This is a genomic window from Roseovarius sp. (genome assembly GCF_040223625.1).
Taxonomy (GTDB): Bacteria; Pseudomonadota; Alphaproteobacteria; order Rhodobacterales; family Rhodobacteraceae; genus Roseovarius.
Window position 1 is genome coordinate 23,741 of record NZ_JAVKFX010000075.1, and the last position, 23,731, is coordinate 47,471.

At 64.1% G+C, this 23,731-nt stretch carries 25 protein-coding genes; 8 read left to right on the forward strand and 17 right to left on the reverse strand.

The genetic code is table 11. The features are described 5' to 3' along the window. Positions 1-2: 2 nt before the first annotated feature. Positions 3-1,040 (reverse strand): hypothetical protein, encoded by a 1,038-nt coding sequence (locus RLN94_RS21785; protein ID WP_350132886.1) that lies wholly within the window; start codon positions 1,038-1,040, stop codon positions 3-5. A gap of 105 nt (positions 1,041-1,145) precedes the next feature. Beyond that, on the reverse strand, positions 1,146-3,848 hold the full coding sequence (gene secA / locus RLN94_RS21790) for a preprotein translocase subunit SecA (RefSeq protein WP_350169604.1): 2,703 nt from the start codon (positions 3,846-3,848) through the stop codon (positions 1,146-1,148). A gap of 185 nt (positions 3,849-4,033) precedes the next feature. Between secA and RLN94_RS21795 the strand changes: the two genes are divergently transcribed. From RLN94_RS21795 to RLN94_RS21810, 4 genes are all read left to right on the forward strand, one after another. Beyond that, positions 4,034-4,894 (forward strand): peptidylprolyl isomerase, encoded by an 861-nt coding sequence (locus tag RLN94_RS21795; RefSeq protein ID WP_350130960.1) that lies wholly within the window; start codon positions 4,034-4,036, stop codon positions 4,892-4,894. Positions 4,895-4,896: 2 nt separating this feature from the next. Beyond that, positions 4,897-6,126: a bifunctional glutamate N-acetyltransferase/amino-acid acetyltransferase ArgJ gene (argJ, locus tag RLN94_RS21800; protein WP_350130961.1), complete on the forward strand. Its 1,230-nt coding sequence runs from the start codon at positions 4,897-4,899 to the stop codon at positions 6,124-6,126. Next, on the forward strand, positions 6,123-6,521 hold the full coding sequence (mutT, locus tag RLN94_RS21805) for an 8-oxo-dGTP diphosphatase MutT (RefSeq protein ID WP_350130962.1): 399 nt from the start codon (positions 6,123-6,125) through the stop codon (positions 6,519-6,521). The genes argJ and mutT overlap by 4 nt, the downstream gene beginning before the upstream one ends. A gap of 219 nt (positions 6,522-6,740) precedes the next feature. Beyond that, positions 6,741-6,875, forward strand: coding sequence for a hypothetical protein (locus RLN94_RS21810; RefSeq protein ID WP_350130963.1), 135 nt, complete (start codon positions 6,741-6,743; stop codon positions 6,873-6,875). A 77-nt stretch (positions 6,876-6,952) separates the two neighbouring features. Here the strand turns inward: RLN94_RS21810 and infB are convergent, their stop codons facing one another. From infB to pip, 8 genes are all read right to left on the reverse strand, one after another. After that, on the reverse strand, positions 6,953-9,457 hold the full coding sequence (gene infB, locus RLN94_RS21815) for a translation initiation factor IF-2 (protein WP_350158633.1): 2,505 nt from the start codon (positions 9,455-9,457) through the stop codon (positions 6,953-6,955). Further along, the gene (locus tag RLN94_RS21820) at positions 9,454-10,086 is read right to left on the reverse strand and encodes an RNA-binding protein (protein ID WP_350131685.1); all 633 of its coding nucleotides are present in this window, start codon (positions 10,084-10,086) and stop codon (positions 9,454-9,456) included. The genes infB and RLN94_RS21820 overlap by 4 nt, the downstream gene beginning before the upstream one ends. A gap of 24 nt (positions 10,087-10,110) precedes the next feature. Next, positions 10,111-11,742 (reverse strand): transcription termination factor NusA, encoded by a 1,632-nt coding sequence (gene nusA / locus RLN94_RS21825; RefSeq protein ID WP_350131682.1) that lies wholly within the window; start codon positions 11,740-11,742, stop codon positions 10,111-10,113. A gap of 2 nt (positions 11,743-11,744) precedes the next feature. Continuing rightward, positions 11,745-12,317 (reverse strand): ribosome maturation factor RimP, encoded by a 573-nt coding sequence (gene rimP, locus RLN94_RS21830; RefSeq protein ID WP_350158634.1) that lies wholly within the window; start codon positions 12,315-12,317, stop codon positions 11,745-11,747. A 364-nt stretch (positions 12,318-12,681) separates the two neighbouring features. Continuing rightward, complete coding sequence (locus tag RLN94_RS21835; protein ID WP_350158635.1) at positions 12,682-13,902, reverse strand: pyridoxal phosphate-dependent decarboxylase family protein; 1,221 nt, start codon at positions 13,900-13,902, stop codon at positions 12,682-12,684. Then, positions 13,887-14,102 (reverse strand): hypothetical protein, encoded by a 216-nt coding sequence (locus tag RLN94_RS21840; protein WP_350130837.1) that lies wholly within the window; start codon positions 14,100-14,102, stop codon positions 13,887-13,889. The genes RLN94_RS21835 and RLN94_RS21840 overlap by 16 nt, the downstream gene beginning before the upstream one ends. Before the next feature lie 273 nt (positions 14,103-14,375). Next, positions 14,376-15,002 (reverse strand): CDGSH iron-sulfur domain-containing protein, encoded by a 627-nt coding sequence (locus tag RLN94_RS21845; RefSeq protein WP_350130836.1) that lies wholly within the window; start codon positions 15,000-15,002, stop codon positions 14,376-14,378. Positions 15,003-15,107: 105 nt separating this feature from the next. After that, the gene (pip, locus tag RLN94_RS21850; RefSeq protein ID WP_350130835.1) at positions 15,108-16,079 is read right to left on the reverse strand and encodes a prolyl aminopeptidase; all 972 of its coding nucleotides are present in this window, start codon (positions 16,077-16,079) and stop codon (positions 15,108-15,110) included. Between the two features lie 49 nt (positions 16,080-16,128). On the opposite strand from pip, the gene ubiG reads away from it, so the two are divergent. Further along, positions 16,129-16,875 (forward strand): bifunctional 2-polyprenyl-6-hydroxyphenol methylase/3-demethylubiquinol 3-O-methyltransferase UbiG, encoded by a 747-nt coding sequence (gene ubiG / locus RLN94_RS21855; RefSeq protein WP_350130834.1) that lies wholly within the window; start codon positions 16,129-16,131, stop codon positions 16,873-16,875. 3 nt (positions 16,876-16,878) lie between these two features. Here ubiG and RLN94_RS21860 read toward each other — a convergent pair whose 3' ends face one another. The 4 genes from RLN94_RS21860 to RLN94_RS21875 are packed head-to-tail and all read right to left on the reverse strand — an operon-like array spanning position 16,879 to position 19,175. Continuing rightward, positions 16,879-17,325 (reverse strand): MarR family winged helix-turn-helix transcriptional regulator, encoded by a 447-nt coding sequence (locus RLN94_RS21860; RefSeq protein ID WP_350130833.1) that lies wholly within the window; start codon positions 17,323-17,325, stop codon positions 16,879-16,881. Further along, complete coding sequence (locus RLN94_RS21865; RefSeq protein ID WP_350130832.1) at positions 17,322-18,155, reverse strand: carbon-nitrogen hydrolase family protein; 834 nt, start codon at positions 18,153-18,155, stop codon at positions 17,322-17,324. The genes RLN94_RS21860 and RLN94_RS21865 overlap by 4 nt, the downstream gene beginning before the upstream one ends. Then, entirely contained in the window at positions 18,152-18,409 is a 258-nt protein-coding gene (gene grxC / locus RLN94_RS21870) for a glutaredoxin 3 (RefSeq protein ID WP_350130831.1), read from the reverse strand. Before grxC ends, RLN94_RS21865 begins: the two co-directional genes overlap by 4 nt. Positions 18,410-18,443: 34 nt before the next feature. Further along, a complete protein-coding gene (locus RLN94_RS21875) occupies positions 18,444-19,175 on the reverse strand; it encodes a double zinc ribbon domain-containing protein (RefSeq protein ID WP_350130830.1) in 732 nt (243 codons plus the stop codon). A 15-nt stretch (positions 19,176-19,190) separates the two neighbouring features. Between RLN94_RS21875 and RLN94_RS21880 the strand changes: the two genes are divergently transcribed. Both RLN94_RS21880 and hemH read left to right on the forward strand, forming a co-directional pair. After that, on the forward strand, positions 19,191-20,006 hold the full coding sequence (locus RLN94_RS21880) for a methyltransferase domain-containing protein (RefSeq protein ID WP_350130829.1): 816 nt from the start codon (positions 19,191-19,193) through the stop codon (positions 20,004-20,006). A 54-nt stretch (positions 20,007-20,060) separates the two neighbouring features. Next, positions 20,061-21,119 (forward strand): ferrochelatase, encoded by a 1,059-nt coding sequence (gene hemH, locus RLN94_RS21885; RefSeq protein WP_350130828.1) that lies wholly within the window; start codon positions 20,061-20,063, stop codon positions 21,117-21,119. A gap of 15 nt (positions 21,120-21,134) precedes the next feature. Here hemH and RLN94_RS21890 read toward each other — a convergent pair whose 3' ends face one another. Next, positions 21,135-21,710, reverse strand: coding sequence for a YdeI/OmpD-associated family protein (locus RLN94_RS21890; RefSeq protein ID WP_350130827.1), 576 nt, complete (start codon positions 21,708-21,710; stop codon positions 21,135-21,137). A 128-nt stretch (positions 21,711-21,838) separates the two neighbouring features. Continuing rightward, positions 21,839-22,441, reverse strand: coding sequence for a L,D-transpeptidase (locus RLN94_RS21895; protein ID WP_350130826.1), 603 nt, complete (start codon positions 22,439-22,441; stop codon positions 21,839-21,841). A gap of 172 nt (positions 22,442-22,613) precedes the next feature. Here RLN94_RS21895 and dalA point away from each other — a divergent pair, with 172 nt between their 5' ends. Further along, positions 22,614-23,156: a divisome-associated lipoprotein DalA gene (dalA, locus tag RLN94_RS21900; protein ID WP_350130825.1), complete on the forward strand. Its 543-nt coding sequence runs from the start codon at positions 22,614-22,616 to the stop codon at positions 23,154-23,156. 12 nt (positions 23,157-23,168) lie between these two features. Here the strand turns inward: dalA and RLN94_RS21905 are convergent, their stop codons facing one another. Continuing rightward, entirely contained in the window at positions 23,169-23,666 is a 498-nt protein-coding gene (locus RLN94_RS21905; protein ID WP_350130824.1) for a L,D-transpeptidase family protein, read from the reverse strand. Between the last annotated feature and the right edge of the window lie 65 nt (positions 23,667-23,731).

The following is a 23,731-nucleotide window of genomic DNA, read 5'->3' on the forward strand; positions in this document are numbered from 1 at the left end:
TATCAGTTGCGGGCGATATTCAGGTCATCAAAGAGGTTTTTCAACACCAGATAGTCGCCAACCGCGTCACATTCCGGCATCGCCAGCACCAGCTCCTTCGCGGCCATCCGGGCATTGCCGGATTTCTGCAGGATCTGCGCCTCGATATCGGTGTTGCAGTTGTCCTCGGTCACCTCTGCCTCGAGGTTGATGACGATCATCCCTTCCTTCAACGCGGTGCCCGACGGGAAGGTATAGATTTCGGCCATCATCGGGTTGAACGCCTCCGGATCGCCCAGCCGGGTGATGAACCCGCCCTCGCCCTTCGCGGCGCTGGACAGGTCACGCGCGGCGCCGGCCCAGACATGGCCCGCACCCTCGTACCCCGCCTCGTATTCCAGCGCGTGAATCTGCAAGCCCTCCGGCCCGCTCCACTGCACGACGGCACGGTCGTAATATTCCAGCGTCCCGACCTCGGCATTGGCGACGGCACTTGCGCCGCTGGTGAAGGTCGCGATGAAGATCGCCGCCTTGTTGAGCGCGGGCACGCTGATCTCGGCCCGGCCCTCGGCATCGGTCGCGTCGGCGAACATCATGCCGTTGTGGTGCAGGGTGAACCGCTCGTTGGCCAGGCACGGGGCATTCAGCGTCAGCTTGACCATCGCCGCCGCCACCGGTTGCGCGTCGAAACCGATGTCGCAGCCAAAGCTCGGCGCCGGTTCTTCCTGCGGAAGCTCGATGATCGGCTCGTCTTCCAGCGCGGCCAGCGTCACCGGGTTGTCCGGCAGCATCTCTGGCTGCGGCGCGGCCGAGGGCGGCACCGGGATCGCGGCGGTCAGCGCGATATCCTCGAGCTGAACCTCCTCGTCCCCGTCCACCGGCGCCCCGAGCGCCTGCTCCACCATCGGAACCACGTCCTGGATGGCGCTCACCGAGGCCACCTGTACCGACCCGGGCGCCGAACGGTCCGGAGCCTGCACGTAATGCTGCATGAAAAAGCCCGTTCCCACGGCACAGAACAACGTCCCGAGGATCGTGATGATACGTCTGGCACTGATCATGGCATACTCCCGCACCGAAAAGATCAGCGGCAGGGATAGAAAGAGAAAAAGGCCGCCATGAGGCAGCCTTATGATTTGATTATGCTCAGGTTGGGGCGCCCCGGATCAGACGAACTGACCGTGGCAGTGCTTGAATTTCTTGCCCGAACCGCAGGGGCAGGGCTGGTTCCGGCCCGGATTCCCCCAGGTCTCCGGCCGCGATTCGTCGAACCCTTCCGGCGACGAGGTCTCCTGCACGATCTGGCCTTCCTTCTCGGTCTCGGCCTGCGCCGCCATCGCCGCGCGCTGCTGCTCGATATCGGCCAGCATCGACTGCTGTTCTTCCTCGGTCATCGGCCGAATCTGCGACAGCTTCTGCGTCACGTCCTGCCGCAGGCTGTCGAGCATCGTCTCGAAAAGCTGGAACGCCTCGGTCTTGTATTCGTTCAGCGGGTCGCGTTGCGCGTACCCGCGGAATCCCACCACGCTGCGCAGATGCTCCAGCGTCAGCAGGTGCTCGCGCCATTTCTGGTCGATCGTCTGAAGCAGGATCTGCTTCTCGATGCTGCGCATGTTCTCGGCCCCGAAGGCCGCGGTCTTCTGCGCCATCATCTCGTCGGCGGCCTTCTCGACCCGTTCGGCGATGTCCTCGTCGTCCACGCCTTCCTCGTCGGCCCATTCCACCACCGGAAGCTCGAGGTTCAGCTTCTCGCGCACCGCGGCGTCGAAGCCTTCCATGTCCCACTGGTCGGCATAGGTCTTGGGCGGCATGTACTGGTCGATCAGCTCGTCGATCACCTCGCCGCGCATGTCCTGCACGATCTCGCTCAGGTCCGACGCCTTCATGATGTCGAGCCGCTGCTTGAAGATCACCTTCCGCTGCTCGTTCATCACGTCGTCGAATTTCAGAAGCTGCTTCCGGATGTCGAAGGTGCGGCCCTCGACCTTGGCCTGCGCCCGCTCCAGCGACTTGTTCACCCACGGGTGAATGATCGCCTCGCCTTCCTTCATGCCGAGGCCCGACAGCACCTTCTCCAGCCGTTCCGAGCCGAAGATCCGCATCAGGTCATCGTCGAGGCTCAGGAAGAAGGCCGACCGCCCCGGGTCGCCCTGCCGGCCCGACCGGCCGCGCAGCTGATTGTCGATCCGCCGGCTCTCGTGCCGCTCAGTGGCCAGCACGAACAGACCGCCCGACTCGATCACCGCCTGCTCGTCGGCCTTGTGATCCGCCTCGATCCGCTTGCGGATCTCCTCGGGGTCCTTCTCGGGCTCCGCGGCAATCGCCTCCATCACCTTGAAGTCGACGTTGCCGCCCAGCTTGATGTCGGTACCCCGCCCGGCCATGTTCGTGGCAATCGTCACGGCACCCAGCCGGCCCGCGTCGGCGACGATCTGCGCCTCCTTCTCGTGCTGCCGCGCGTTCAGGACGTTGTGCTCGATCCCCGCCTTGGTCAGCAACTGGCTCAGCATCTCCGACTTCTCGATCGACGTGGTCCCCACCAGCACCGGCTGCTTCTTCGCATGGGCCTCGTTGATCGCCTCGATAATGGCGTTGAACTTCTCTTCCTGCGTCCGATAGACGGCATCGTCCTGGTCGATCCGGGCGATCGGCAGGTTCGTCGGCACCTCGACCACGCCCAGCCCGTAGATCTGCGCGAATTCCTCCGCCTCGGTCGCCGCCGTCCCGGTCATACCGGCCAGCTTGTCGTAAAGCCGGAAGTAGTTCTGGAACGTCACCTGCGCCAGCGTCACGTTCTCAGGCTGGATGTCACAACCCTCCTTCGCCTCGATCGCCTGGTGCAGACCCTCCGAAAGCCGCCTGCCGGGCATCATCCGCCCGGTGAATTCGTCGATCAGCACGACCTCCGTGCCGCGCACGATGTAATCCTTGTCCTTCTGGAACAGCTTGTGCGCCCGAAGCCCCTGGTTCACGTGGTGCACGATCGTCGTGCTCTCGGGGTCGTAAAGCGATTGCCCCTCTTCCAGAAGCCCGTGCTCCCGCAGCGTCGCCTCCAGAAACTCGTTCCCCTCGTCGGTGAAGGTCACGTTCCGGGTCTTCTCGTCCACCGAATAGTGATCCTCCGACAGCGACGGGATCAGCTTGTCGATGGTCACGTAAAGCTCGCTCCGGTCCTGCGCCGGGCCGGAGATGATCAGCGGCGTCCGCGCCTCGTCGATCAGGATGCTGTCCACCTCGTCGACGATGGCGAAATGGTGCCCCCGCTGGCTCATCTCCCTCAGCGACGATTTCATGTTGTCGCGCAGGTAGTCGAAGCCAAGCTCGTTGTTGGTGGCATAGATCACGTCACAGGCATAGGCCTGCTTCTTCTCGGCATCCGGCTGCTGTGGGTAAACCACCCCCGTGGTCATGCCCAGCGCGCCATAGACCTTGCCCATCCACTCGGCATCCCGCTTGGCGAGGTAATCGTTCACGGTCACGATATGCACGCCCTTGCCGCTCAGCGCGTTCAGATACGCCGGGAAGGTCGCCACCAGCGTCTTGCCCTCGCCGGTCTTCATCTCGGAAATGTTGCCCTGGTGCAGGAAGATCCCGCCCATCAGCTGCACATCGAACGCCCGAAGGCCCAGCGCCCGCCGCGCCGCCTCGCGGCAATTGGCAAAGGCTTCCGGCAGGATGGCGTCAAGGCTCTCGCCCCCGGCCACCCGCTCCCTGAGGTCCGCTGTCCGGTCGATCAGCCCCTGGTCGCTCAACGCCTCGAACTCGGGCTCCAGCGCGTTGATCTTCTCGACCAGCGGCCGTGTCGCCTTTACCTTCCGGTCGTTCGCCGTCCCGAAGATTTTCTTGGCGACAGTGTTGATACCCAGCATAGCGTGTCCGTTCCGGTGTTTCGCAAGTTCGTGAAAGGCAATTGCTTGCCCCTGCCTCTATGCGCCCCTAGAACGGGGCCAAGCGGGCGGTCCTGCCTTGATCATAAGGCGATGTAAGGGGCCGCCGAACGAGTGTCAACGTAACAGGGCGCCGCGCCCTGATCCCGACCAGAAAAGGACAGCCCATGCCCGCAACCCTCCGCCCGATCCTCGCCGCCGCCTTCGCCGCGGCGATGGTGATGAGCCCCTCGGCACAGGCACAGGAAACCGCCGACCCGAACGAGGTCGTGGCCACCGTCAACGGCACCGAGATCACCCTCGGCCACGTCATCGCCGTGCGCGCCGATCTGCCGCGGCAATACGATCAATTCCCGCCCGAACTGCTGTTCCAGGGCATCATCGACCAGCTCGTGCAACAGACCCTGCTTCAGCAATCCTTCGAGGGCGATCTGTCCCTCCAAAGCCAGATCCTGCTGGAGAACGAGGAACGCGCCGTCACCGCCGGAGAGGTCATCGCCCAGGTGATGGAAGGCGGCGTCGACGAGGCCGCCCTGAAGGCCGCCTATGAAGAGCAATACCCCGACGAGTCCGGCGAAAAGGAATACCGCGCCTCCCACATCCTCGTCGAGACCGAGGAAGAGGCCCAGGCCCTCGTGACCCAGCTCGAGGAGGAAGGCGCCGACTTCGCCGCGCTCGCGCGTGAGAACTCGACCGGCCCCTCCGCCGATGCCGGCGGCGATCTCGGCTGGTTCGGCGAGGGCGACATGGTCGAGCCCTTCTTCGAAGCCGTGGCCGCGCTCGAGCCCGGCGGCGTCTCCGGCCCGGTCGAAACCCAGTTCGGCTGGCACGTGATCACCCTCGTGGAAACCCGCGACAAGGAACGCCCCGATTTCGAGACCGTCCGCAACGAGCTCGAGAACCAGGTGCGCGAGCAGATGCTGAGCGCCCATGTCGAGAAACTGTCGGAAAATGCCAAGATCGACCGGCCCGACGTCTCGGACATCAACCCCGAAGCCATCAACGACCCGAGCGTTCTGGAGAACTGATCATGGGCGCAACCCCGCCTCTTTCCCCGCTGGCCCCCGCGGCGTTTCCGTCGCTGCCCCAAATCGGCGGGGTCAGCTTTGCCACGGCAGAGGCCGGGGTGCGCTATTCCGGACGAACCGACGTGATGCTGGCGCTGCTGGTGCCGGGCACGGCCATGGCCGGGGCCTTCACCCGGTCGGCCACCCGCTCGGCGGCGGTGCTCGACTGCCAGAAGAAGATCGCCTTCCAGTCCGAGGCGGGCGCGGCGATCATCGTCAATTCGGGCAACGCCAACGCCTTCACCGGCCGCAACGGCGAGGCGGCGGTCACCGCCGTCACCGCCGCCGTCGCCAAAACCCTCGACGTGCCCGAGGCGCGGGTCTTTTCCTCCTCCACCGGCGTGATCGGCGAACCGCTGCCCCATGACCGCATCGCCGCCAAGCTCGAGGAGCTGAAGGGCAAGCTCGATCCCACCGGCATCGAGGGTGCCGCCCGCGCCATCATGACCACCGATACCTTCCCCAAGGGCTCCGGCACCCAGGTCGAGATCGACGGCCAGCCGGTGCGCATCGCCGGCATCGCCAAGGGCTCCGGCATGATCGCCCCCGACATGGCGACGATGCTGGTCTACATCTTCACCGATGCCGCCATCGAACAGCCGATCCTGCAATCCATGGTCTCGGCCCTGAACCAGACCACCTTCAACTGCATCACCGTCGACAGCGACACCTCCACCTCCGACACGCTGCTCGTCGCCGCCACCGGCGCCTCGGGCATCCGCGTGACGGAAAACAGCATCACCTTCATGGAAGGGCTGCGCCGGGTCATGCTCGACCTCGCCCACCAGGTCGTGCGCGACGGCGAAGGCGCCACCAAGTTCGTCTCCGTCTCCGTAACCGGCGCCTCCAGCGACGCCGACGCCCGCACCCACGGGCTCGCCATCGCCAATTCGCCGCTGGTGAAAACCGCCATCGCCGGCGAAGACCCCAACTGGGGCCGCATCGTCATGGCCGTCGGCAAATCCGGCGCCCCCGCCGACCGCGACACGCTCAGCATCTGGTTCGGCGACATCCTCGTCGCCAAAGACGGCTGGGTGAACCCCGACTACTCGGAAGAGGCGGCGGCGGCCTACATGAAGAATGCCGAGCTCGACATCCATGTCGACCTCGGCCTCGGCGGCGGGCGTGCCGTGGTCTGGACCTGCGACCTGACCCACGGCTACATCGACATCAACGCCGACTACCGCTCATGAAGACCATCCTGGTCTCGGCCGTCGCGCTCATCGACGTCGACGGCCGCATCCTCCTGACGCAACGCCCCGAGGGCAAATCCATGGCCGGGCTCTGGGAATTCCCCGGCGGCAAGATCGAACCCGGCGAAACCCCCGAGGCCGCGCTGATCCGCGAACTGCACGAGGAGCTGGGCATCGAAACCTGGCAAAGCTGCCTCGCCCCCCTCACTTTCGCCAGCCACAGCTACGACGATTTCCACCTGCTCATGCCCCTCTTCGCCTGCCGCAAATGGCAGGGAACACCGCAGGGCCGCGAAGGCCAGACCCTCAAATGGGCCCGCGTGAACGAGCTGCGCAACTACCCCATGCCCCCCGCCGACATTCCCCTGATCGCCATGCTGCGCGACTGGCTCTGACCGGCGGGGCGGGCATGTCCACCACGCGGCCCGACCACGCGATTCGTTAAAAATTTCCTTCACTTACGTCCGGCCCCGCCCCGCGCGTTAACCTTTTGGCAATGCCGGCTGAGTAGTTTCGAACACGCGATTCCCACGCCGTATGACATTTTTGCGAATAATTCTTCTTTCGCTCAAATTTCATGCTACTTTTGAACTATCGCATCTTGGGGAAGAAAAATGTTCAGAACAATCTCGATCGGCACCAGCGTTCTGATCCAGGGCCTGTTCGTCAAAACGCTGCCCGATGGCCGGATTACCGTCCGCATCGGCGGCAAGACCTACAGTGGCCGGCCCGTCACCCGGGCCGCCTGACCGGAACGACCGAGTTCAAACGCGAAGGGGCGGAATGATTTCCCGCCCCTTTTCGATTCCGCTTCCCTCTGCCGGGATCAGTCGAGATTGCGCTCGACCTCTTCCCGCTCGAAGATCTCGATGACGTCGTTCGGCCGGATATCGTCGTAATTCTCGAACGCCATCCCGCATTCCTGACCCGACTGCACTTCCGACACCTCGTCCTTGAAGCGCTTCAGCGTCTTCAGCGTGCCCTCGTGGATCACGACATCATCCCGCAGCAGGCGCACCCCGGCAGACCGGCGCGCGATCCCCTCGGTGACAAGACAGCCGGCCACCTTGCCGACGCCCGACACCTTGAAGACTTCCTTGATCTGCGCGTAGCCGATGAAGTTCTCGCGGATCTCGGCGCCCAGCAGGCCGCTCGCGGCCGCCTTCACGTCATCCACGAGGTCGTAGATCACGCTGTAATAGCGGATTTCCACGCCCTTCTGGTTGGCAGAGTTCCGCGCCGGCGCGTTGGCCCGCACGTTGAACCCGATCACCGGCGCGCCCGACGCCTCGGCCAGACCGATATCCGATTCGGTGATGGCGCCGACACCCGCGTGAAGCACGCGCACGCGCACCTCCTCGTTGCCGATCTTCTCCATCGCCTGAACGATCGCCTCGGTCGAGCCCTGCACGTCGGCCTTCACCAGGATCGGCAGTTCCTTGACGTTCTCGTTCTCCTTGGCCTGCGCCAGAAGCTGTTCCAGCGTGGTCCCGGCCCCGGCGGCGGCACGTTTCTCCTTCGCCGCCTTCTGGCGGTACTCGGCGATCTCGCGCGCCTGGCCTTCCGACTGGACCACGTTCAGAACGTCGCCCGCCTCGGGCGTGCCGTTCAGGCCCAGCACCTCGACCGGCACCGACGGCCCGGCCTCCTTGACGCGCTCGCCGCGGTCGTTGATCAGCGCGCGAACCTTGCCGTACTGCTCGCCCACGACGAAGATATCGCCCTGCCGCAGCGTCCCGCGCTGCACGAGAACCGTCGCTACCGGGCCACGGCCCACGTCGAGCTGCGCCTCGATCACGGCACCCTCGGCGGCCCGGCTCGGGTTCGCCTTGAGTTCCAGGATCTCGGCCTGAAGCGCGATCGCCTCGAGCAGCTCGTCCAGGCCCTGCTTCGACACGGCCGACACTTCCACGTCCTGCACCTCGCCCGACATCGCCTCGACGATCACCTCGTGCTGCAAGAGCTCGGTGCGCACCTTGTCGGGGTTCGCGGCGGGCTTGTCGCACTTGTTAATCGCCACGATCATCGGCACGCCGGCGGCCTTGGCGTGGTTGATGGCCTCCACCGTCTGCGGCATCACCGAATCGTCGGCGGCCACCACCAGCACCACGATATCCGTCACTTGCGCACCACGGGCGCGCATGCTGGTGAACGCGGCGTGGCCCGGCGTGTCGAGGAAGCTCAGAACAGAGCCGCTCTCCGTCGTCACCTGGTAGGCGCCGATATGCTGGGTGATGCCCCCGGCCTCGCCGGCAACCACCTTGGCATCGCGGATCGCGTCCAGAAGCGAGGTCTTGCCGTGGTCGACATGGCCCATCACGGTGATGACCGGCGGCCGCGGCAGCAGGTCCTCGTCCTTGTCCTTGACGCTGTCGATCACGTCTTCCACGTCCGAATCCGACACCCGCACGACGCGGTGCCCGAATTCCTCGATGATCAGCTCGGCGGTATCTGCGTCGATGGTCTGGTTCTGCGTGACCATCATGCCGTTGTTCATCAGCGCCTTGACGACATCGCCCACGCGCTCGGCCATGCGGTTGGCCAGCTCCGACACCACGATGGCCTCGGGAAGCTGCACGTCGCGGACGACCTTTTCACGCTCCTGCGCGCCGCCCATGGCCTTCTGCCGGGCGCGCTCCTGCTTGCGCTTCATCGCGGCCAGCGATTTCTGCCGCCCGCCTTCGCCGCCCGAAAGCGCCTGGTTCAGGGTCAGCTTGCCGGAACGGCGGCCATCGTCGCGGCCCTTGCCACGACCCTTGCCACCCTTCTGGTCGCGGTCGGTCTTGGCGTCGTCCCGACGCGGCGGCACGGCCTTCGGGGCCGCGCGCGACGGCTGCGACTCGTCCGGGGCGGGCTGCGCGGCGGCCTCGGCGGCCCGCTGCGCGGCATCCGCCTCTTCCTGGCGCTTGCGCTCTTCTTCCGCGGCCTTGGCGCGGGCCTTCTCCTCGGCCTCGCGCTGTTCGCGCTCCTTGGCCTCGGCCTCTTCGCGGCGGCGCTGTTTTTCTTCCTCGCGGGCCTTTTCCTCGGCCTCGCGCTGCTGGGCTTCCTCGACCTCGCGCTCCTTCGCGGCCTGCAACGCCTTCATCCGGCGTTCCATCTCCGCATCGGAAATCCCGGCGGGCCGCTTGCTGCCATCGGCCGACGGCGACTGCGAAGACCCGGGCGCAGACCGACCGGGCGCGCCGCCGGGTTTCGCCGGCTTGACGACGCGCTTGCGCTTGGTTTCCACCACGACGTTCTTGGTGCGGCCATGGCTGAAGCTCTGCTTCACGTTCCCCGACCGGGGACCGCCACGCACACCCAGAGTTTTCTTCCCGTCGTTGTCGCTCATCTGGTCTTTCTTCCTTTCCGATGGCTCTCGTCGCCACCCGAGACGCGCAGGCCTTTCAGCCTTGCCGCTTCCTCTACAACACGTTGCGGCAAACCGCCATCCCCCAGTGCGACATGGATAACGGTTTGTCGCCCGAAGGCCCGGCCCAGCTCATCCGCCGTAAGCCAGCCTATGAAATCGCCGCCATACGGCGTGCTCAACTTCGATTTCCCCCGCTCGGACCCGTCGCTGGCCTGGATCAGGACACTGGCCTCTTCCTTCTGAAGCCAGTCCTTGACCTTCTCGTATCCACACACGGCCCCGCCGCCCTTCCGGGCAAGGCTGATCAGGTTCGTCACCCGAAGCGCAAGCTGCGCCTCGACGAAATCCGCCAGCCCCTCGGGCACCTGCACCGGCTGCTTGGCGGCACGGGCAAAGAGGTTCTTTGCCGCCGCCTTCTCCAGCGCGGCCCGCTCGGCACTGACCCAGATGCCCCGGCCCGGCAGCTTGCCCAGAAGGTCCGGCACGATCTGGCCATCGGGCCCGACCACGAACCGGATCATCCCCTCGGCCGGGCGCACCTCGCCTGTGGCAATGCACTTGCGCTCGGGGCCTTCCGACCGGTCCTTGGGTTGCCCACCGCGACCCATGAGACTACCGCGAGGCCTGAAGGATCAGGCCCCGCCCTCCTTTTCGACTTCCGCGCCCTCTTCGAGAGCTTCCTCGTCGTCCTCGTCGCCTTCCAGATCCGCGGGGTCGACCCAGCCCAGCGAAATCCGGGCGGTCATCACCAGATGCTGCGCTTCCTCGAGCGACACATCGAAAGGTTCGAGAAGGCCGTCATCCTTGACGCGCTCGCCGTCGACCGTGGTCCAGCCGCCAGCCAGTTCCCAGTCGGCGCAGGTGGCGAAGTCTTCCAGCGTTTTCACGCCATCCTCGGCAAGTGCCCTCACCATCTGGGGTGTCAGCCCCTCGAAGTCAATAAGGCTGTCCTCGGCCCCAAGCTCGCGCGCCTTGTCCAGCGCCTCGCGCGCCTGCGCCTCCAGAACGTCACGCGCCCGTGCCTGAAGCTCGTTGGCGGTGTCCTCGTCGACGCCGTCGATCACCAGCAGCTCGTCCAGCTCGACATAGGCCACCTCGTCGAGGTTGGTGAAGCCTTCCGAAACCAGCAGCTGGGCAAAGAACTCGTCGAGGTCCAGCGCGGTCATGAACAGGTTGGTCCGCTCCTCGAATTCCTTCTGACGGCGCTCGCTGTCCTCGGCCTCGGTCATGATGTCGATGTCCAGACCGGTCAGCTGGCTCGCCAGCCGCACGTTCTGACCCCGGCGCCCGATCGCCAGCGAAAGCTGGTCCTCCGGCACGACAACCTCGATCCGCTCGGCTTCCTCGTCCAGAACCACCTTGCTCACCTCGGCCGGTTGCAGCGCGTTCACCAGGAAGGTCGGCTGGTCCTCGTTCCACGGAATGATGTCGATCTTCTCGCCCTGAAGCTCGTTCACCACGGCCTGAACCCGGCTGCCGCGCATACCGACACAGGCGCCCACGGGGTCGATCGAGTTGTCATAGGAAATCACCGCGATCTTCGCCCGGCTCCCCGGATCACGCGCCACCGCCTTGATGTCGATGATGCCGTCATAGATCTCCGGCACCTCCATCTTGAATAGCTCGGCCATGAATTCCGGCGCCGTCCGGCTCAGGAAAATCTGCGGGCCCCGCGCCTCGCGCCGCACGTCCTTGATGTAACAGCGGATGCGGTCGCCATTGCGATAGCTCTCCCGCCCGATCTTCTCGTTCCGGCGCAGGATCGCCTCGCCCCGGCCCACGTCGACGATGACGTTGCCGTATTCCTCGCGCTTGACCACACCGTTGATGATGGTGCCCGCCCGATCCTTGAACTCGTCATACTGCCGGTCCCGCTCGGCCTCGCGCACCTTCTGCAGGATCACCTGCTTGGCGCTCTGCGCGGCAATCCGGCCCATGTCCACCGGCGGCACTTCCTCGACAAAGGTGTCGCCCACCTTCGGATCCTCGAGATACTGCTTCGCCTGCTCGACGGTCATCTCGGCCTGGTAATTCTCCAGCTCCTCATCCTCGACCACCGTCCGCACGCGGGTGAACGTGGCCCGGCCCGTCTTGCGGTCGATGCTCACGCGGATATCCATCTCGGCGCCGTACCGGCTCTTGGCCGCCCGGGCGAGGCTCTCTTCCATCGCCTCGACCACCAGGCCGGGGTCGATCATCTTCTCCCGCGCCACGGCCTCGGCGGTTTGCAGCAGCTCAAGCTGGTTTGCAGAGGTAATTGCCATTCTTAGTTCTCCTCCGACCCGTCGGTCTCGATATCGTCAAATTGGTCTTCGTTGAGCACGCCCGCATCCTTGCGCGCCTTCAGCATGTCGCGGATCAGCTCGTCGGTCAGCACCAGCTTGGCATCCGCCAGCCAGTCGAACTGCAGCCCCACCGTGCCCTCGTCGAGATTGATCAGCACCTCGCCGCCCTCGACACCGGCCAGCACACCCTTGAACCGCTTGCGCCCCTCGATCAGCTCATGCGTCTCGATCTTCGCCTCGTAGCCCTCGAACTCCTCGAAATCCTTCAGCCGCGTCAGAGGCCGGTCGATCCCGGGGCTCGACACTTCCAGCGTATAGGCATCGGTGATCGGGTCCTCGACATCCAGCACGGCACTCACCGCGTTCGAGATATCGGCGCAATCATCCACCTCGATCCCGCCATCGGGCTTCTCGGCCATGATCTGAAGCGTCGCAGACTTCCCCCCCATCAGCCGCACGCGCACAAGCTCATACCCCATGTCCTCGATGACGGGGGTGATGATCTCGGCCATCCTGCGGTCGATGGCGGACTTGGCGATCAGGGTGTTGCTCATCGGTCCTTCAAACACAAAAAAACGGGCGCGCGGCCCGTCGTAGCTATCCGGTGGAGCTTCCGGTGTGGACCCGAAAGCGCCGCTGTTAAAAGGGCATATACGCCCACCGGCGCGAGTCTGCAAGGGGTGTCTTTGCCCAAGTTCAACTCCCGCGCCGCGCGACACCGCTCATTTCGCTCGAAGCTAAGCGATGAGCCGCGCGATCGCCAGGCCGCGGGGTGGCGATCCAACGTGTGTGGAGGGCACTTTATGCCTGCCAAGGCCGAACAACTTCGGCCCGTCGCGCTGCCCTCTCCCAATCGCCAGCCCGTCGGAGCGGCCTGGCGATCGCGCGGCGGGCTGAAGCCCTTGATTCCGCGCGGCATCATACCTCAACCGCCCTCACCTCCCGCTCCACGGCCGCAACCGCCAGCCGGATATCCTCCTCTGTCGTCCGGTGATTGACGATCGCCGCCCGAAGGCACTCCCGCCCGTTCAGCGTGGTGGTCGAAAACACCGCCTCGCCTGAAAGCTGCAGCTTGGTGGCAACCGCTGAGGCATCCCCGCGCCCCAGGTAGAAACAGCACACATTCGCCTGCACCGGCTGCGCCAGGTCCAGCACCTCCGACGCCTCCACCAGCTCCGCCATCAGCGCCGCCTGCCGGCAATTGTCGGTGATCGTCGCCGAAAGCGCCGGCACCCCCGCCGCCTTGATCGCGGCCCAGACCTTCAGCGCCCGGAACCCCCGGCTCAGCTCCAGACCGTAATCGGTGAACCACGTCTCGCCCCCACCAAGGCCCGCCCCCTGCCCTTCGAGATAGGCGGGCCGGGTCGAGAATGTCCGCCGGTGCAGATCGCCATCGCGCATCAGCACCATGCCGCAATCATAAGGCACCCCGATCCACTTGTGAAAATCCGCCGCGATGCTGTCGGCCCGGTCGACGCCCCGGACAAGCTCGCACCACGGCGCCTCCGCCAGCACCGCCCAAAAACCGAAGGCGCCGTCGACGTGAAACCACAGCTCCTCGCGCCGGCACAGCCCGGCTATCGCATCCAGCCGGTCAAACGTCCCGGTATTGACCGAGCCCGCCGTGCCCACCACCGCCATCGGCAGGATCCGCGCGGCGCGATCCTCGGCAATCGCGGCCTCCAGCGCCTCCATATCCATCGCCCCATCCGGCCCCTGCGGGATATGCCGCACCGACCGGCTGCCATGCCCCATCACTTCCATCGCCTTCTCGATACAGGCGTGCGCGCATTGCACGGAATAGACTCTAATTCGCCCCAACCCGGCGATTCCGTCCTTGCGCACGGCATCCCCGAACAGCTTCATCCTTGCCGCGCTCAGCGCCAGGATCGTTGCCTGGCTGGTGCCGGTGGTCAGAACCCCCGACGCCCCCTCCGGTAGCCCGGCCTGCCGCCGCGACCAGTCGATCACGGCCTGCTCCACCGCCATCGCCCCGTGGTCCCGTCCGTCGAGGTTCGAGTTCATCGCAGCCGCCACCATCTCGGCAGCCACGCCCACCGGCTGGCCGGTGCCATGCACCCAACCGAAGAACCGCGGATGCGTGTTGCCCGTGGCATAGGGCATCACCTCGTCCCGCATTTTTCGAAAATCTCGGCCTCACCCAGCCCCGGCTCATCACTGCCCAGCGCGACGGTCTCGGCCATATCCTCAGGCTTCGCGATCCACGGCAACTCCCGCGCCTGCGCCACCCGGTCGAGACAGGCATCGGCCAGCTCGTGAAACGCGCGCCGAAACGCCTCCGGGTCGGCGGGGTCAATGCGGTATCCGGGCTTGGTCATGGGGGCGCTCTCGTCTCGACCCAGCCGGGCGCGGCCGGGTTTCCTTCGCTGGATAACCTGCAACGAGCAACGCGACGTCGCAATAGCAGCAAAGGCTGAGGAGCCGCGCATCGACGGGCCGCGGTGCGGCGATCCGACGGTAGTGATTGGCAATTTATGCACGCCAAGCACATCCGCGTTATCGACGTAGCGCTTGTCTCGCCAAATCGCCGTGCCGTCCGGGCGGCCCGTCGATGCGCGGCGGGCTTCGCCCTTGATTCCGCGCCAGTGACCCTACTCCGCCGTCCACCCCTCATCCCGGTGCGTCCCGTCACAATACGGCTTGTTCCCCGACAACCCGCACCGGCACAGCACGTATTTCTCCGGCGACATCCCCTCCGCCTGCGCCCCGGCGGGCGAGGTCACGTTCTGCACCCAGTAGGGCCCGTTCTTCTCCACCGTGATATCGTACCGCTCCATCATCCGGTGCTCCCGCCCGCCATCCGCGCGCTTCAACGCCAGCGCTCCCGACGGGCAGGCGGCCACAACCTCCTCCACCTCGGCCCGCGTGCCCTTGTCGGGCTGGATCCACGGCTTCTGCTCCGGGTCGAAGACATGCCCGGCGATCCGCCCGCACTCGGCGGCATGGGCACAGATGCGCGGGTTGAACGTCACCGCCACCTCCGCGCCCTCGTAGCTCAGAAGCTTGTCCTTGCCCGCCGGCTCTCCGCCGTCGCTCCTGAACCCCGCCTTCTCGTGGCTGCCGTCGCAGAACGGCTTGCTCCCGGACTGCCCGCAGCGACACAGCGCCATCGTCGCCTTCACCTCGATGTCTTCCCCGTCGGGGCCTTTCATCCGGCGGATATGCTTGGCGACGAAGGGCCCGTTCTCGCGCGCTTTGATGGCTGGTTTGTCCGACATGATGTACCTCCTTTTCACCGGGAAGTTAGCCCGCAGGTCGGTTCCGCCCACCGACGTAATACCGACAAAATACCGACGTTATACCGACGTTGGATTTCGGGGGTTTCAGTCTCGCCCCAGCGCCTGCATCACCCGCACCAGCTCGGCGCTGATTCCCGGCTCCGACAGCGCATGCCCGGCCAGCGGAATCATCCGCAGATCGGCCATTTCCCAGTCTCTCGCCAGCCGGAACGCCGATTCCGGCGGGCAGATCATGTCATATCTGCCTTGCACGATCGTGCCGGGGATATGGGAAATTTTCGGTATGTTATCAAAGATTTGCCCATCCTTCTCGAGGAAGCCGGCATGGGTGAAATAATGGTTCTCCAACCTCGCGAAGGCCCGGGCATAATCCGGCGGGCTGTCCCCGCCCACCCCGCTCGACCCCACGGTGGCCAGCGCATTCTCCCACGCCGCCCAGGCCTTGCCGAACCTCGCCTCCTCCGCCCGGTCCCCCGAGAACAGCCTCTTATGGTAGGCCGCGATCATATCCCCCCGCTCTTCCTCGGGTATAAGCCTTTGAAATTGCTCCCAGGTTTCCGGCCAGAACCGACCCGCGCCACCGCCATAGAACCAGTCCAGCTCGGCCCGGGTCATCGTGAACACCCCCCTCAACACAAGGTGCACCGCCCGCTCCGGATGGCTCTGCGCATAGATCAGCGCCAGCGTCGCCCCCCAGCTTCCGCCGAACACGATCCATCGCTCCACGCCCAGCGCTTTGCGAATTTTCTCAATGTCCGCAACAAGATGCCACGTCGTGTTGGCCTCGACGCTGGCATGCGGCTTCGACCGCCCGCACCCGCGCTGGTCGAACAGGATGATCCGAAACACCTTCGGATCGAAATACCGCCGCATCGCCGGGCTGCACCCTCCCCCGGGCCCGCCATGCAGCACGACAACTGGCTTGCCCTCAGGGTTCCCCGACTGCTCCACATAGATCGTATGCCCGTCGCCCACATCCATCATCCGCCGGTCGAACGGCTCGACCGGGGGGTACAAATACTGGACTGCGCTCTTTTGGCCTGAGTATTTATCCATGACCGTCCTATATACGAGGGCGTGACCAAAAGAGCATATGGAGAGCAGAATGCAAGCCGCTCAGACCACGATTGACGCCGCCGAAGTCGCAAAGTTCGAGGCGATGGCCGCCGAATGGTGGGATCCGAACGGGAAGTTCAAGCCGCTGCACATGCTCAACCCTTGCAGGCTTGACTATATCACCAGCCAGATCGCCGCCGAGTTTGAACGTGATCTCAACGCGACGTCACCTTTCGATGGCTTGCGGATTCTCGATATCGGCTGCGGCGGCGGCCTTCTAAGTGAACCGATGGCGCGTCTTGGCGCGGAGGTTGTGGGCGCGGACGCGGCAGAGCGGAATATCCCGGTGGCGCAGATCCATGCCGAGCAGTCCGGCCTTTCCATCGATTACCGTCACACCACGGCCGAAGCGCTGGCAACAGAGGGCGAACAGTTCGACGCGGTGCTGAACATGGAGGTGGTCGAGCACGTCTCCGATCCGCTGGCCTATTTGACTGCTTGCCAGCAGTTGCTGAAGCCGGGCGGCATCCACATTTGTTCCACCATCAACCGCAATCCGAAAAGCTTCGCCATGGCCATCGTCGGCGCGGAATACGTGATGCGCTGGCTGCCCAAGGGCACGCATGAATGGTCGAAATTCGTCACGCCGGACGAGCTTTACAAGCTGATGGAACAGGCTGGCCTCTCGCCGGTCGACCGCAAGGGGTTCGTCTTCAACCCCGTGACGTGGTCATGGTCTCTGTCGGATCGGGACCTGAGCGTGAATTACGTCACGGCCAGCCTGAAACCGGCCTGACGTTCAGCCACCGGATTCCATCTTCGTCCGCAACTCTCGCAACACCGGCAGCGTCGCGCGCACCTTGTCCTCGCCCAGCTCGTCGACAAGCTCGGAAATCAACGGTAAAATCGCGGATATCGCCGCATCGCGCGCCTGCCTGCCGGCCGGGCTGATCGTCACCATCTTGCGGCGTGCGTCGTCCCAGTCGGGGCGGATATGCACGTAACCGGCCCATTCCAGCTTGCCGAGCGTGTTGGTCATGGCGCCCCGTGTCACGTGGAACGACTTGGCCAACTGCGCCGGGCTTCTCTCGCCGCCAATCCGCGCAAGATGGTTCAGAACCGAGAAATGTGAGATTTCCATACCTTTGGGCAGCACCCGGCTCAGCTTGTTGCGGATCAGCTGTTCATTGGTCAGGATTTCGCTGAATAGCGTCACCGCGAGGGGGTTGCCGGGTTTTTCTGTCATTCGGGGTCATCGAACCGATTGGCCTGCCGCAAGGAAGGGATGCGGCGCCTCGCTTCTTCCACGTCTTTCCTGTTCAGATCAACGCATATCACACCTGGCGCTTCCCCGGCATCCGCCAGAATGTCACCCCATGGGCCGATGGCCAGGGAATGCCCGTAGGTTTGGCGCTGTTTTCCGCGTGTGGCGGGATGGGTGCCCGTCTGGGCCGGAGCCAGAACGTAGGAACCTGTCTCGATCGCCCTTGCGCGCAGCAGGGTTTCCCAATGGGCGGCGCCGGTCACGGCGGAAAAGGCGGAGGGAACCGTCAGGATTTCCGCGCCGTTCCGGGCCAATGTCCGGTAGAGGTTCGGGAACCGTATGTCGTAACAGACGGTCAGCCCGACCGTACCGAACGGCGTTTCGGTCGTCACCGCGGTGTCGCCCGGCCTGTACCCGTCAGACTCGCGGTAGACTTCGCTCTCGGAGACCTGCACGTCGAACATGTGGATCTTGTCGTAGCGGGCGGCGATGGCACCATCGGGGGAGATCAGGAAGGACCGGTTTGCAAAGCGCCCGTCCGGATCATCGGTCTTGAGGGCGACAGACCCGATAAGGCACCAGACCTGCGCATCCCGCGCTTTCGTACGAAGCGCTGCGAGCGTTTCGTCGTCCGCCTCGCGCGTCAGAACCTCTTTCTGCCGCGTCCGGCTTGTCGACAGGCAGTTGGTCACCTCGGGCGTCAGGATGAATCCGGCGCCGAGGCCCACGGCCTCGTCAAACCGCGCGCTTGTGGCTGCGATGTTCGCCGCAGGATCGTCCCCGCTGGTCAGTTGAAGCAGTGCCGCCTTCATGCGGCAAGCAGCGGATCCAGCTTCCCGGCGCGCTCGAGGGCGTAAAGCTCGTCACACCCGCCGACATGGGTGTCGCCCACGAAGATCTGCGGCACGGTGCGCCCGCCATTTGCGCGGTCGATCATCTCGGCCTTGCGCGAGGGGTTTTCCAGTACGTCGATCTCGGAGAAACTGATGCCTTTCTCGGTCAACAGCCGCTTGGCCGCGTGGCAGAAGCCGCAGAGCGGCGAGGTGTAGATTTCGACCGGTTTCATAACGTGCTCCCGAATGATTGCGCTTCAGGAGAACTTAGGGATGCTTGGCCACGCGCGCCAGTACCAGAATGCGCACATCTTCGGCACCGGCCGCGTAACAGGCCATCGTTGCCGCGGCCAATGTCGCACCGGAGGTCATCACGTCATCGACAAGAAGGACGGTTCTGCCCTGCGCGAGATTGGCTCGGGCCGGTTTGACGGAAATGGTGCCCGACAGGGTTTCGAACCGTTCATCGAATCCCTTCCCTTTTAGTGGGAGAGTCCTGACATTCCGCTGTAGAAGGTCCGGGCAGTGTTCGGCATCCAGCCGCCGGGCCAGCCCGTTGGTCAACAACGCAGACTGATTGTACCGGCGGCGGAGCATGCGGGTCCAATGCAGGGGGACCGGGGCGATGAGGGTGTTCGGCGTGGCAAGCGTTCGGGCGGCGCTGGCCAGCCACAGCGCCGCTGGCCGGACGATCTCCTGCCGGTCGCCATGCTTGAGCGCCATGACGAGTTTCCGGCCGTTGTCATGATAGAGCATTGCGGCACGGCCCGCGCTCCACGGCCGGGCAATCCTGAGACAGTCGTCGCAAGTCACGGTCTCGCCCTCATCCTCGCCGGGAAGGGGCACACCGCACAGCTGGCAGGACAGGCCGGAGATGAACGGCGTATCGCGCCAGCAAGGGCCACAAAGGCCGAATTCGCTTTCCACCTGGGTTCCGCACAGGATACAGCGGGGCGGATAAATCAACTGCAGCGCAGTTTGAAAAGAAACCAACGTCATCTTACCTTTTGCGCCATGACAACTCCGCTTACCGATCGCGCGGCCCTGATCCGCAACCGTGCCCGCGCGATGGCCGCGCCGGTCACGTTCCTGCAAGAAGCCGCCCGCGATGAAATCGAGGATCGTCTGGCTCTGGTTAAAAAATCCTTTCGCAATCCGGCAGTGATACGCGCATTCGGTGGTGTGTGGGATGATTTTTTGCCCGGAGCGCAGGTTATCGACGATCAGGAGACCCTGCCGCTGGAACAGAACGGGCATGACTTGGTGGTTCACGCCATGTGCCTGCATTGGGCCGACGACCCGGTCGGCCAGTTGATCCAGGCACGAAGGGCGCTGCGACCGGACGGGCTTTTCCTTGGCGTGATGCTGGGGGGAGAGACGCTGCACGAGTTGCGCGCATCGCTGGCCCAGGCGGAGGCGGACCTTTTTGGCGGGTTGTCTCCGCGCGTGGCCCCGATGGCCGAGATTCGGGACCTCGGCGCCCTGCTCCAGCGGGCGGGGTTTGCCCTGCCCGTGGCGGACAGCGTGCGGCTCACGGCGAGCTATGTGGCCCCTCTCCAACTCATGCAGGAACTGCGCTTCATGGGCGAGGGCAATGCGCTCCACTCGAGGCGGCGCACGCCGACTTCGAAAGCGCTCTTTCAACGTGCAAGTGAAATCTACGTCGAGAGCTTTGGCGAGGCTGACGGCCGAGTGCCTGCGACCTTCGAGTTCATCGTGTTGACCGGCTGGGCCCCGGACGCCAGCCAGCCCCAGCCATTGCGCCCCGGATCGGCCTCGAAGCGGCTGGCCGATGCGCTTGGCGCCGAGGAAACACGGCTCAAAGATTGACGGCACGGCGGAACCCGTTATGTCCACCGCTGACAGGAACGAGAGACAATACCCATGCCCGAAGCCAGCGCCCGGCCCGCTCATGCCCCGGCTGACCACCCGGCGATCCCGCAAGCGAAAACCGGCGTTCTGCTGGCCAATCTCGGTACGCCCGATCACTACAGCTATTGGCCGATGCGCCGCTACCTGGGCGAATTCCTGTCTGACAGACGGGTGATCGACTACAGCCCATGGAAATGGCAGCCCCTGCTTCAGCTTGTGATCCTGTCGAAACGGCCGTTCACCAGCGGCAAGGCCTACAAGTCGATCTGGAACGAGGAAAAGGGGGAAAGCCCCCTGATGACCATCACCCGAGACCAGACCGCCAAGCTGTCGAAAGCACTCGCGGGTCGGTATGGCGATCAGGTGATGGTGGATTCCTGCATGCGCTACGGCAATCCCTCGACGCAATCGAAGGTGCGTGCAATGGTCGAGGCAGGCTGCACCCGTATCCTCTTTTTCCCGCTTTATCCGCATTACGCCGGGGCGACCTCGGCCACCGCGAATGACCAGTTCTTCCGCGCACTGATGAAGGAAACCTGGCAACCGACGGCTCGCGTGGTCGAGCCTTATTTCGAGCATCCGCTTTATATCGAGGCGTTGGCGCAGTCAGTTGAGCGCGCCTATGGTGGACTTGAGACCAAGCCGGAGATCCTCGTGGTGTCCTATCACGGGATGCCCAAGCGCTACCTTCTTCAGGGTGATCCCTATCACTGCCAGTGCCAGAAGACGACGCGCCTGCTGCGCGAACGGCTGGGGTGGGGCGAGACGCAGGTCACCACGACGTTCCAGTCTGTCTTCGGCCCCGAGGAATGGCTCCGCCCCTACACGGTCGAAGAAGTTGCCCGGCTGGCGCGCGAAGACGGCAAGAAGCGGATCGCGGTGATTGCGCCGGCCTTTTCGGCCGATTGCATCGAGACGCTGGAAGAGATCAACGAGGAAATCCGCGAAAGTTTCGAAGAGGCGGGCGGCGAGGCGTTTACCTATATCCCCTGCCTCAACGATGACGACGCGCATATCGCGGCGCTGACCGAGGTGATCGAGGACAACCTGAAAGGCTGGGTCGCGTCGTAGGGCGGGCTTGCCCGGCTACCTGTCGTGCATTCCCAGACCGTCCATGATCCGGTCGTAGTGCTTTTCGATCCGGGCGGTGCGCGTTTTCGATTGCTTGGCACCGGAGATGTGCAGGACGTAACCACGTTGCCGTCCCGGCGTCAGCGCGTCGAACGCGGCCTTGAAATCGGCATCCTGCGCCATCTTCTCGGTCAACTCCTCCGGGTAGACCAGTTCCCGCTTTGCCTTGAAATCCACCTTCTGGCCGGACTTGTGCACCTCGATAGCACTCGTGATGATGGCGCGAAGTATGTCTTCCTGCTCGGTGATCTCCACGAGGCTGCGAAATCGCATCTGGCGGGCCGCTTGCGAGTTCTTACCCGGGGCCACCAGAACCCCGTTCGGATCGTCGATAAGCGATCCGCGCATGAAGCCAAGCCCACAATAGTCTTTCATCTCGTGGAGGATCACCACGTTCCCGCCCTCATAGGTGTAACAGGGCTGTCTCCACTTGAGCTCTTCCTTCAAGGGGTATTCGAGTAGGATCTCACGAAGGCGGTTCAACTCTTCCGGGAACCGCTTGGCCTTTCGGAAATAGGGGTCGAGTCTCATTCCGTCACCTCCTCCTCCCGGACTCGGCCAGAGGTTAGAAGCTGCGCGATTTTGTCGCAAGGACGGTTCAAAACGAAAAGGGGCAGCGCCAGGCACCACCCCTTCGATACCGGACGATACCGGTCGGTTCAGATCAGGAGGACCTGCGTACCGACCTTGGTCAGTCCGAAGAGTTCCTGGATATGCTCGTTGTAAAGCCCGATGCACCCGTTCGACGAGCGTCGCCCGATCTTGCGGGTGTCGTGTGTGCCGTGGATGCGATAGTAGGTCCAGCTCAGGTACAACGCGTGCGTCCCGAGGGGGTTATCCGGGCCCGGACCGACATAGCTCGGCCAGTCGGGGTTGCGTTCCAGCATCGAGGGCGTCGGGCGCCATTCGGGGCCGACAACCTTCTGAACCACGCTTGTCCGGCCTCGGCGTGTCAGTTCCTCGGTCATGGGAACACTGGTGGGATACAGCTTGTAGACCGATTGATCCTCGGACCAGTAATGCAGGGCCCGCGACTGGGTATCGACCAGGACCGCACCGTTGTTCAGGTTCGAAAAATAGGGCTGCCAATTCAGGGTCCGGAAGCTCGAGATATTGCGCCGGACGCTTTGCGAGATGTCATCCTCCATCTCGGTCGTCGCGGCGCTGTTCATGCTCTGGGCCAATGCGGGGGCGCCGATCACCGTTGCAGTGCCGGCGAGAAATGCTCGTCTGCTCACACCACTGGTATGTATTTTCGCCATTGCCATTTCTCCGTGAATGCTGGCTTTTACCGGCGCAGACTATAGTGCGCGAATGCCGCAGTCGCAATTCAAACTCGTAGCCTGTGGCGACGGGGCGCCCAAGCGGGTTTGAACTGCCCGGTATAGCGGGCTAAAGGGATGAGACTTTCGACTCAATAGGTGGCTGAGCTTCATGGCGCGTATCATCGGACTTATGTTTTCGGCACTTGTACTGCTTTCTGCATGCAGCAGTTCCATGACCGGTCCGCCTGCGGGAACAGATGGCAGCACGGGCGCCCGCATTCACCGTATCAGCCCAAGTGAGACATCGACGATCCAGTACCGGATGCTGGATTCGGTCAATGCCTTGCGCCAGGCTACCGGAGCGGCGCCATTGACGCTCGATTCGCGGCTGAACGCGGCTGCCGCCACCCATTCTCGAGATATGTCCCTGCAGAATCGCCCCTGGCATTTCGGCTCTGACGGCTCTTCTCCGATCGACCGGGTCCGCCGCGTGGGTTACGGCGGTGCGCTGATCGGCGAGAATATTTCCGAAACCTACGAGAACGAGTTGGAAACGCTCGCCGCGTGGATGGAAAACGAGAACACGCGCCGGACCATCCTGTCCAAGGACGCCACCGAAATGGGCTTCGCGTGGGAGCAGGAAGCCAACGGCAAGATCTGGTGGACGCTGGTCACCGGCCGCGGCACGTCCACGGCCGGCCCGACGTCCTGATCCAGTTGCCTGTCAGGGCGTCAGGATGATCGGCGTCCCGTTGTTGACCATCGCATAGACCCACTCCATGTGGCGGTTCTTCAGCGATATGCAGCCTTCCGTCCAGTCCTTGCGCTTGTCGCGAGGATTGCCATTCGGCCGCCCGTGGATGAAAATGTCGCCGCCCGGCTTCTTTTCGTTTTCCTTGGCAAAGGCCCGATCGGTCGGATTGGGATAGGAAATCCCGATCGACAGGTGGAACTTGCTGTTCGGATTGCGCCGGTCGATATAGTAATACCCTTCGGGCGTTTTGCCATCGCCCTCGAATTGCTTGTGGCCGCGCGGGGCAAAGCCCAGCTCGACCGGATAGGTCTTGAGCACGCGGTTGTGGTGCATGAGGTACAGCCGCCGCTCGTCCTTCTGCACGATGACCTGGGTCACCTCCGGCCCATTGTACTTTTTGAACTTCGATCCGCATCCAGCCAGCCCGATCGCCAGCAGGACCACGGTAACCAGTTTGATTGCCTTCATGGCTTGTCTCGATATCCTTGCCCCGATGGGCGCATTTTACAGAACTTCACCGGCTCGGGCCAAGG